The organism is Polaromonas sp. P1_E3, assembly GCF_056405935.1.
In genome coordinates this window covers 1-2,207 of sequence record NZ_JBFUBD010000420.1, presented here as the reverse complement: position 1 = coordinate 2,207, position 2,207 = coordinate 1, and the positions used below count along the sequence as shown (strand labels likewise).

Sequence of the window (2,207 nt, the reverse complement as noted above, 5' to 3'; positions counted from 1 at the left end):
CAGGCGATGCAGGACAACCTCAAAAAAGCCCAGGAAGAACTGGCATTTGTGGAAGTCACCGCCGAGGCCGGCGCCGGCCTGGTGAAGGTCACCATGACCTGCAAACACGACGTCAAGCGCGTCGAGATCGACCCCAGCCTGYTAGCCGACGACAAAGACATGCTGGAAGACCTGGTGGCTGCGGCTTTCAACGCCGCCGTGCGCAAGGCTGAAGAAGTGAGCCAGGAAAAGATGGGCAAGCTGACGGCAGGGATGCCCGGCCTGCCCGGCGGCATGAAGCTCCCGTTTTAGGCTGTGGGCCCCCACGGTCGCTCACTGCGTGTAGCTCCCTGCCCCCCGAGGGGGCCGCTGCGCCTGCGGCCCGGCAAAGCCGGTTCCGCGGCCCCTGCTTGCGAAAGCGGATACCACGCTCGGTCGCTGTTGCCACATGGCTGACTCCAACGCTCTTGAAGGCCTGACCCAGGCGCTGCGCAAGCTGCCCGGTGTCGGTGCCAAGTCGGCCGCGCGCATGGCGTTTCATCTGCTGCAGCACGACAAGCCGGGCGCCCTGCAGATTGCGCGCGCACTCGATCATGCTGTCAACAGCGTGCGGCACTGCAGCCTGTGCAATACGCTGACCGAGCAGGAGCTTTGCACCACCTGCGCCAACCCGCAGCGCGACCGCAGCAAACTGTGTGTCGTCGAGACGCCCGCTGACCAGGCGGCCCTTGAACGCACGCTGGCCTACAAAGGCCTGTACTTTGTGCTCATGGGCAAGCTCAGCCCGCTCGAYGGCATAGGCCCCAACGACATCGGCCTGCAAAAGCTGTTTGACCGTGTGGTGCCCAAGAATGAGCGGGGCGAGGCTCTGCCGCCTGCATCGCGCGAGGTGCAGGAAGTGATTCTGGCGACCAATTTCACGGCCGAAGGCGAAGCCACTGCGCACGTGATTGCGCAGGCGTTGAAAAGCCGCGGCGTGCAGGTGACACGCCTGGCGCGGGGCGTGCCGGTGGGCAGCGAACTTGAATACGTAGACCTGGGCACCATTGCCCACGCGTTGGTGGACCGCAGGTGAGGGCGGTGTTTTTAGTTTTATCTCGACAGCTTGATGCCCGCCGCGGGCGACCATAACGAAAGGAACCCACCATGACATTTGCACGCTTCACCATTGCCTACTGGTGCGTTCTGATTGCGGCACTCTTGCCCATTGTGTGCGCCGCCATTGCCAAATACGGCACGATGAGCACGCCACGCCGCGACGGCGGATACGACAACCACAACCCGCGTGGCTGGCTGGCGCGGCAGACCGACTGGCGTGCCCGGGCCAATGCCGCGCAGGCCAACACATTTGAGGCGCTGCCTTTTTTCTTTGCCGCCGTCATCATTGCGCACATCCTGCAGGCGGGGCAAACCCGGTTGGACATCCTGGCTTTGCTCTTTGTCGTGCTGCGCATTGCCTACATCATGATGTACATCGCTGACCTGGCCAAAGCACGCTCGGCCATCTGGGCGTGTGCACTTTTTATCAATATCGTCATTCTTTTTTCAGGCTTTCGCTGATGCACGTGATGAAGGCGTGAAAGTTACTGTTGGTAACTGAATCACCTTCGGTAAAAACCCGCACGGGATGACCCCGATGCGGGTTTTTTTACGCCTCGATAAGCTTGCGACATCAAAAAAAGAGAGGCTTGCATGTATCGCCAACCCCTGATTTCCCGCCGGGCTTTTGCCGGCGGCACTGCGCTGGCTGCGGCAGCACTGGCATTGCCCGCACTTCGCGCGCAATCCAGGCTTGAGAAAACAAAAATTTCATTGGCAGTAGGCGGCAAGGCCGCGTTTTATTACCTGCCCCTGACGATTTCCGAGCAATTGGGATACTTCAAGGCTGAGGGCCTGGACCTGGAAATCAGCGACTTTGCCGGTGGTGCACGGGCACTGCAGGCCGTGGTGGGCGGCTCTGCCGATGTATGTTCGGGCGCTTTCGAGCACACCATCAACCTGCAGTCCAAGAACCAGATGTTCCAGGCTTTTGTACTGCAGGGGAGGGCTCCTCAAATTGCTTTCGGTGTTTCGACCAAAAACATGCCCAACTACAAAACAGTTGCGGACCTGAAGGGCAAGAGGATTGGCGTGTCGGCGCCCGGTTCGTCGACCAACATGATGGCCAACCTGGTGCTTTCACGCGCAGGCCTCAAGCCCGGCGACGTCAGTTTTATCGGGGTCGGCAC

The 2,207-nt window shown here is 60.7% G+C and carries 4 protein-coding genes; all 4 read left to right on the top strand.

The window, feature by feature from the left end; translation table 11 throughout:
- On the top strand, positions 1 to 291 hold a 291-nt coding region (locus tag AC1D0Z_RS20050; protein ID WP_477659926.1), incomplete at its 5' end, for a YbaB/EbfC family nucleoid-associated protein.
- Positions 292 to 427: 136 nt separating this feature from the next.
- On the top strand, positions 428 to 1,054 hold the full coding sequence (gene recR, locus AC1D0Z_RS20045) for a recombination mediator RecR (protein WP_477659925.1): 627 nt from the start codon (positions 428 to 430) through the stop codon (positions 1,052 to 1,054).
- A 71-nt stretch (positions 1,055 to 1,125) separates the two neighbouring features.
- Positions 1,126 to 1,539: an MAPEG family protein gene (locus AC1D0Z_RS20040; RefSeq protein WP_477659924.1), complete on the top strand. Its 414-nt coding sequence runs from the start codon at positions 1,126 to 1,128 to the stop codon at positions 1,537 to 1,539.
- Positions 1,540 to 1,671: 132 nt separating this feature from the next.
- Positions 1,672 to 2,207 (top strand): ABC transporter substrate-binding protein (locus AC1D0Z_RS20035; protein WP_477659923.1); only part of this gene is annotated, 536 nt, incomplete at its 3' end.

What these genes read in the sequence shown, in the direction of transcription:
- AC1D0Z_RS20040 (WP_477659924.1), top strand. Translation starts at nt 1,126, where the DNA reads ATGACATTTGCACGCTTCACCATTGCCTACTGGTGCGTTCTGATTGCG.